At 35.4% G+C, this 8,367-nt stretch carries 3 protein-coding genes; 1 reads left to right on the top strand and 2 read right to left on the bottom strand.

Translation table 11 applies throughout. From position 1 onward, the window contains the following. Positions 1-2,375 (top strand): ATP-binding protein (locus F6K54_RS34940; RefSeq protein ID WP_293088280.1); only part of this gene is annotated, 2,375 nt, incomplete at its 5' end. Positions 2,376-3,330: 955 nt separating this feature from the next. Here F6K54_RS34940 and F6K54_RS34935 read toward each other — a convergent pair. Both F6K54_RS34935 and F6K54_RS34930 read right to left on the bottom strand, forming a co-directional pair. Continuing rightward, complete coding sequence (locus F6K54_RS34935; protein ID WP_293088278.1) at positions 3,331-5,805, bottom strand: EAL domain-containing protein; 2,475 nt, start codon at positions 5,803-5,805, stop codon at positions 3,331-3,333. A 544-nt stretch (positions 5,806-6,349) separates the two neighbouring features. Then, positions 6,350-7,480, bottom strand: a complete 1,131-nt coding sequence (locus F6K54_RS34930) for a sugar ABC transporter substrate-binding protein (protein WP_293088277.1) — start codon at positions 7,478-7,480, stop codon at positions 6,350-6,352. Positions 7,481-8,367 lie beyond the last annotated feature (887 nt).

The following is an 8,367-nucleotide window of genomic DNA, read 5'->3' as shown; positions in this document are numbered from 1 at the left end:
TTACAAGTGGTCTAGAAGTTGGAAATCAAGAATTTGCGGGATATTGCGCCCATGGTTTTTGTCTGAATTCTTTTTGGTGCGGTCAGCTCCTTTCAACTTTGGAGCAGGAGACTCACGCTTACTTTAATGCGTTAGTGCAATTCAATCAATTAATAACAGTTAATTGGTTTCGCATTTACTGGCAATCGATTTTAAATTTGCAGGGGAACGGGTTGCATCCGAGTATTTTGTCTGGGGAAACTTTTCAAGAAACAGAAATTTTGGCTCAATTACTCGAAGCTCAAGATTTTTATGGTTTATATGTCTTCTATATCTATAAGTTAATGCTGTGTTACCTATTTGGGGAAATTGAATCTGCTCAAAACCAAGCAGTTGAGGTCAAGCGTTACTTAATAGCTGCTCCTGGAATAGTTGTGGAACCTGCATTTTATTTCTATGATTCTTTGACTGCTTTAGCTGCTTTGGATTCATTATCAGCGGAGACATCAGAACTATTCCAACGAGTGGAACAAAATCAAACCCAACTTCAACAGCACTGGGCAAAATACGCCCCCATGAATCATCAACATAAGGTAGATTTAATAGAAGCAGAAAAGTATCGAGTTTTAGGTCAAAAATTAGAAGCAATAGAACTTTATGACAAAGCGATTGCAGGTGCAAAAGAAAATGAATACATCCAAGAAGAAGCTTTAGCTAACGAACTAGCTGCTAAATTCTATCTAGAATGGGGTAAAGAAAAATTTGCTCAAGCTTACATGATAGATGCCTACTATTGCTATTCTCATTGGGGAACTCAAGCCAAAATCAAAGATTTAGAACAACGTTATCCTCAACTTTTAGCACCCATTTTAGAAAAACAGAAAATTAGCCTAAACCCCTTCAAAACTATTGCCAGTTCAGGAAATACAGATAGTTACACTCAAGCCACAATTAACAGCAATACTACAGGAGTTTCAGATGCACTGGACTTTACCAGCATCATCAAAGCATCCCAAGCGTTATCAAGTGAAATTGAACTGAATCAATTAATTTCTCAGTTAATGCAAGTGATGATGGAAAATGCAGGTGCAACCAAAGGAGTTTTAATCTTATCTCAAGCATCACAATTAACAGTTCAAGCTATTTCCACTCACAACTCCAATGATAATGAAACAATTTATTGCACTGAAAAATCTGTTCCGGTTGAAAAGAGTTTAGTTGTTCCTCTGAGTGTAATTAACTTAGTCAAACGCCGTTTAGAACCGCTCAATCTTGATGAAGTTTCATTTCCAACTCAATTCGCATCCGATGACTATTTCATGCAGCATCAACCGCAGAGTTTATTATGCTTGCCGTTATGCAGTCGCAGAGACTTTTTAGGGATTCTATATTTAGAAAATAACTTAGCAACAGGAGCATTTACTGAACAACGAGTTGAAGTATTGAAACTGTTGTGTTCTCAAGCAGCAATTTCCTTAGAAAATGCCCAACTGTATCAAAAGTCTCAAGATTATGCTCAACAATTAGAACAGTCTTTAAAAGAATTACAAGAGGCACAAGTACAGTTAGTACAAAGTGAAAAAATGTCAGCTCTAGGGCAAATGATGTCGGGTATTACCCATGAAATTAATAATCCTTTAGGCTTTGTTTCGGGTAATATTAGTCAAGTGGAGGAAGCAATACAAGATGTCTTGGAACATTTAGAAATCTATCAACAAAATCATCCACCAGGGGAAACTGTGACTACCCATGCTGAAGAAATTGAACTGGAATATGTGTTAGAAGATTTACCGGAAATGATTGGTTCGATGAAAACAGGGGTTAACCGCATTGCCGAGATTAGTAAATCAATGCGTATTTTCTCTCGTTGCGATCAAGAACAAAAAGTAACTTTTGACTTGCATGAAGGAATTGATAGCACTTTGTTAATTCTCAAACATCGGTTGAAAGGGAATGAATTTCGTCCAGAAATTAATATTATCAAAGACTATGGAGATTTGCCACAAATTCTGGGATTTCCAGGACAGTTAAACCAAGTGTTTATGAATATTATTGCTAATGCTATTGATGTGTTTGATGAGATGAGCGAAGCACGTTCAATGACAGAAATAAAGCAAAATCCCTATAAAATTATGTTAACAACAAAGTTAGATTCTGTAACTAAAATGGTCAAAATTAGCATTCAAGATAATGGTTGTGGAATGTCTGAAAAAGTGAAAAATCGAATATTTAACCATCTATTTACAACGAAAGCAGTGGGGAAAGGGACAGGTTTAGGACTGTCGATCGCTCGTCAAATTGTGGAAGACAAACATGATGGAAAGTTAAGTTGTTATTCACAGTTGGGTAAAGGTACTGAATTTGTCATTGAATTAAGATATTTGGGCGAACCGTAATCAAGTAGGGACGTTCCATGGAACGTCCCTACCTAGGGTTTGCTGAATAAAGTTAAAAGTCAGGAGAGCTAAGGCTTAATATCATGTCCGGATAATTAGGGCTTGCTGATTAAATATCAAAGCATTTACAAATAAAGGTTTTAGCCTTTTTAGGGCCTTTGAAAAGTAGACCTGTTTCAGTCTAAAACACTCAAAAAGTTAGTATTTTAGGTGCATAGTTGGGCATAAAAATCATTATTACAATTCTTACCCCTACCTCCTCGCTCATATCATGTCCGGTTGAATAATTAGACTTTGGTGGAAGGAAGGCAGGAGGCAGGAGGCAGGAGGCAGAAGGTTTTCTCCTTTTTTCACCTTAATTTTATACACGCTCCGATGCTACCGGACATGATATCATTCCTATTTCTCCTGTCTCCTGTCTCCTGTCTCCTGTCTCCTACCCTCACCCATAAGATTTTTTCAGCAAACCCTAATTAGTGATAAAAAAACTTCTCCCCTTTGAATCTTTCTTTTCCTTCTGCCCTCAGCATAGCAGCATAGCTGCCTTCCTTCCTCCTAAGTATAACTATTCAACCGGACATGATATAAGAGCTTTTTGTATTCAATTTATCTCCAAGTTTATGGCTCTTATTTGCCTCAAAACACTGAAATTTTTTGCTGAAATTCAAGAAAATTTCTTCACATAAAATGACCGAAACCGTTGTCTGTTCCCCCATTCTCCGCGTCCCCGCGTCCCCCATTCTCCGCGTCCCCCATTCTCCGCGTCCCCCATTCTCCGCGTCCCCCATTCTCCGCGTCCCCGCGTCCCCCATTCTCCGCGTCCCCCATTCTCCGCGTCCCCGCGTCCCCCATTCTCCGCGTCCCCGTGTCCTACCCCCACCAACCAATTTTTTCAGCAAACCCTACCTATTCCCTATTCCCTATTCCCTAAGCACGAACATCATAGCTAAATTCATCAACGCCTGTTTTTTATAATAAACTGAGTCGCTTCTTTGACACCTAAAGGTTTAGAGAATAAATATCCTTGTCCCATTTCACAACCTAGGGATTGTAGTTTACACCGCTCAATATTTTCCTCAATACCTTCAGCAATAATGGTCATGTTTAAATTATGTGCCATCGTCACTATTGCCATCAGAATCGGTTCAATACTTTTATCAGTTTGTAGTTTACAAACGAAAGATCGATCTATTTTAAGAGTATGTACGGGAAATTGATGGAGATAGCTTAAAGAAGAATAACCAACTCCAAAGTCATCGATCGCCAAGCTTATCGATCTTGATTTTAATTCTTCTAATACGATCTTTGCACTTTGAGGATTATCAATAATTGCAGTCTCTGTAATTTCTAGTTTTAGATATTGAGGAGATAAACCAGTATCCGATAAAATAGCATCAATATGAGGTATCATATTGGGATCGGCAAATTGTCTTCTAGAGAGATTAACTCCCATAACAAAAGAAACTGGAATATTTAATTCTTTTTGCCAAAAAACCATTTGTTGACAAGCTTGCTTCAAAACCCACCGGTCTATTTTTGCAACTAATCCTATTTCTTCTGCAATCGGAATAAATATTCCTGGCGAGACAAATCCTAATTCAGGATGTTGCCAGCGAACTAAAGCTTCAAACCCTGCTAGTTTACCCGTAGCAAAATTGATGATTGGTTGATAGTTCACATAAAGCTGATTTAGGGAGACCGCTTGTTGCAAATCTGTCTCTAAACACATTCTTTCTATACTTTGTTGGCGCATCAACTCATCAAAAACATGATAAATTCCTGAACCTTGAGCTTTAGCTGCATACATTGCCAGATCGGCATCTCTTAACATTTGATTTGGATCGTCATAGGTTAAATCGCTTAAGAGAACACCAATGCTAAAACCAAAGATAATTCTTTGTTGCTCTAACTTAAATGGTTGGTTGAAAATAGTGAGTAATTTTTGTGCGATCGCTTTTGCGTGTTGGAGATTTTTAACATCCTCAATTAAGACTGTAAATTCATCTCCACCCAATCTAGCTACATCACATTCACTGGGTAATTCCTTGTTTAGTCTTTGAGCTACAGCTACTAATAAACGATCGCCAATACTGTGCCCGAGGGAATCATTAACTAATTTGAAACGATCTCCATCTAAAAATAACAAAGCAAATTGATATCCTGTGTTTTCTCTAGTACGAACTAATTCCTCAGAGATTTTTTCTATCAACCAAGTACGATTAGGTAATCCTGTTAAAGAATCATGTAAAGCAATATGGATAATTTGTTTTTGGGCTTTTTTCCGCCGTCGTATTTCTGCTTCTAACTGAGCAGTTCGTTCTGATACTCGTTGTTCTAATTCTTGATTTAATTGCTCAATTTCTTGTTTTGTTTTTTGTAGCTGGAGGTGAAAATTAGCAAAGTTAGTTAATTCATCATCGGATTTAACAGAAAAAATATCTAGCAAACTCTTCATTGTTTTTAAGTCAATTATTTTTCCTTGAGTTGTCTCTTGAAGCATTTCTTTAATAGCTGTTAAAGGTAATATGAGACGATTTTTAGTAAATCGAATAATATCCAGCAATAAAAGTAATAAAACCAGGACAATTAGCATTAAAATCTCTGTGATCCATAATATAGGTTTTAATGATTCATTTACTGGTTGCTCGACAACAACATACCAAGGAACAGTCCTCAGTAAATTAGTACATGACAAAACAAAACTACCAGTAAGAGATTTAGACAGAACTAAATGATAATTAGCTTTATTAAGAGCAGATTTATTACCAGTTTTCCCATCGACTATCTCAGTCCCTATATATTTTCTATTGGGATAAATAATAATGTTATTGGTTTCATCTACAAGGTAAATATAACCATTATTACCCACATTAATATCTAAAGCTTTACTCCAAAGTTCTGTTAAATTAATTTTGACTAACAAAGCTCGATCTAATGAACCTATTTGGTTGGCAATAAGAACCCCAGCATAAATAAAAGATTCTCCTTGTTGATAGATGACCTGACTGAGATAAAAATCTTGTCCCTGCATATTGTCTATGTAGGATTTGACAGTCAAACTATTATTTTCTTGTTTATCAGCAAAATAGGATTCTTGGGCAATTATTTCTCCTTGAAGGTCAGTAATAAATATCTGAGTCACATATTCATGTTGAGATAAAAATGATAATAAAAATAGTCGTGGATCACTCTTTCCTTGAATTACATATTGACTTGATTTAAGGCTACTTTCTAATTCGATAAAAAATCTTTCAAAAGTTTCTACAGCTAAAATACTCGTTTTCTCAAAATCACTACGGACGACATGTAAACGACCAAGAATACTACTAACAAAAGTTCCTGCCATTCCTGCTAATGCTAGAAAACTCAAAACAAGAACTTTGTGATGTAGTCTTTGACTAAGTGAAATATTCTTTCCCAGCTTAGACATTGTTTTTAATATTACAAATAATACCAATTTTTTAAAAAAAATCTACGAAAAGGTAGATATTGATCATATACTTAAAAATAGCTTATCCAGTTCATTGTAGATAGTTATTTCTATCGTTTTTTCCTTTTTTTCAAGATTTACCGAAGAATTAATAATTCAATAATTCAATAATTCAATAATTCAGGTTTAAACCCTCCTCTTTCAACTATCCATTATAAGCAAAATTCTTTACAAAAGTGGATAATGCTTATTATCAAAAGCTTACGAGCATTTTGTTGGTTTTACAAGCTTTGACAAACTGACTAACTTTTGTATTCCTAAAAGTTGTTTTTTGTCCTTGCGATCGCAACGACACTAGGAGCTTTCAGACTTCCAAACATCAAATAATATTTTTGTCAAGTTTTATGTTAAGAAAGATGTTTATAAAGCATAGCTTTTAGGGAGAGGTAATTATCAATTATCCATTATCAATTATTAATTATTGAACCCTTCTTCCCTCTTCCTTCTTTCTTACTTCTACCATTTGTAACAAACATTTAAAATCTTACTTTTGATTTTTGACTTTTGACTTTTGACTTCCGTGAAACTGTATAAGTTGTTCTGCTGTTAGTAATTCTAGTTTTGGAGCATAAACAATACTAGGAAAAGATTGATTATTTTCCAGATATTCGACCAGCACTTTTACTGCAAGGGAGCCTTGAGAGTTTAATCCTGAATCTGCCGTTGTACTAATATCTCCTGTAACAATAGCATTTTTAACTTCAGGATAATTATCAAAACTGGTAATTAAGATTCCTTCTCGTTTTTGTGCTTTAATCTCTTCCAGCACCCCTAAAGCAAGATTGCCACTAACTGTAATTATGGCATCAATATCCGAAAACTGCTTGAGCCATTTTTTAGCGATCGCTTTTGCTTCTGGTTTTGTCCAGTCAGTTTCTTCTATATCTAGGATAGTAATATTTCCAGTTTGTAGTCCAGATAAAATTCCTTTTTTGCGTTCGGAGGCATTATATTGATTTTTTGGTCCGTTTATTATGAGAACTTTGCCTTCCCCTTTTAATTGTTGTACCACCCAATTACCAATTTCTTCTCCTAGTTTGCGATCGCTAACTAGAACTTGAGTGAGAGTTTTTGTTGTATTGAGAGGAGTGTCAATAATAACTACTGGAATTTTATTTGAAATAGCTTTTTCAATGACTGGAACTAGCAAGTTAGAGTCTCTAGGCCCAACTATCATCCCATCAATATTATCTTGTGCAATTAAATCATCAATTAATCTCACTTGAGTGGAAATACATTCATCTATACCAGCGCAGTTTTGATGGACATAGGCTAGTTCTATTTTAACTCCAGCACTGTCCCCAAATTGTTTTGCATTTTCCCAAATAGAACACCAAGAGCTATTTCTACAGTTACCTGGATGATGAAATTGATGACCTTTGAGACCATCTTTACTGACAAACACAATTTTCCATGGCTTGGTAGCCTGAATTTGAGGTATAAGTTGTATAGTTCGAGGGTAAATTTGACGGTGGGAAGAATCTGACCATAGTTTCCTTTGACTTGGGGGTAATTCTTTATTTCCTTGCAAAGAAACTTGATTTTTTCCTAGCAAACTAATGCCTAATAAGAGGCCAAAAGTGATAATAATTAGAGTAATATACTTAGGCTTCATTGATTTTAAAAAATGGATAGATTGAGTTGAGATTTCAAGAAGATGTTAAAATATCAGTCCATTGGCAATTTAGATGACAAATGGCAGTTTTGGCGAGGGATTAACTCAATTATTATTGAGAAGGTTATTTTTACTAGAATATCACAATGCTCATAGCTAGGAAATTTATATATCCTCAAACTTAGTCAGAAATTACTTCTGTTTCTTCAAATAGTGAGCTTTAATTTATGTAGTTGAAGCCTTGGTATTATTTTTAGCTTTAATAGTAAGTATTCAGCCGTCAGTTATTGCTTTTAGTTTAGGATAAAAGCTGTATTAATTGTCTTGCGACAAAAAGCCTCCCTTACCCTTAATTTTTAATTGAAACTGTTGTGTTCTCAAGCAGCAATTTATTTAGAAAATGCACAACTGTATCAAAAATCAAAAGATTATGCTCAACAATTGGAACAGTCTTTAAAATAATTAGGGTTTGCGTATGGAAAGTCTTTTTGCTATGGTAGGGAGTAGGGAGTAGGGAGTAGGGAGTAGGGAGTAGGGAGTAGGGAGTAGTGAAGATTGAGGATGAACGGGGAGTTAGCTGAAGAACTGGTCATTCATAATCCACCCTTACTTTTTCTGTCATAATGACTCCAAAATCTTCACTTTTTGAGCTCCATCAACCGAAAAGCTGCTACTTGTTTAGCACCTAAAATTCTTCAAACCTTTATCTCTAAATGCTTTGAGATTTAATCAGCAAGCCCTAATTAAGGAAATGAATTTTTTCCAGAAATTAATATTATCAAATAATATGAAGATCTGCCTGAAATTATCGGATTTCTGGGACAGTTAAACCAAGTTTTTATGAATATTATGGCGAATGCTATTGATATGTTTAATGGTAAGCATTA

It is taken from the genome of Okeania sp. SIO3B5 (assembly GCF_010692555.1).
Lineage (GTDB): Bacteria > Cyanobacteriota > Cyanobacteriia > Cyanobacteriales > Microcoleaceae > Okeania.
This window is presented reverse-complemented; position numbering and strand designations above follow the sequence as displayed.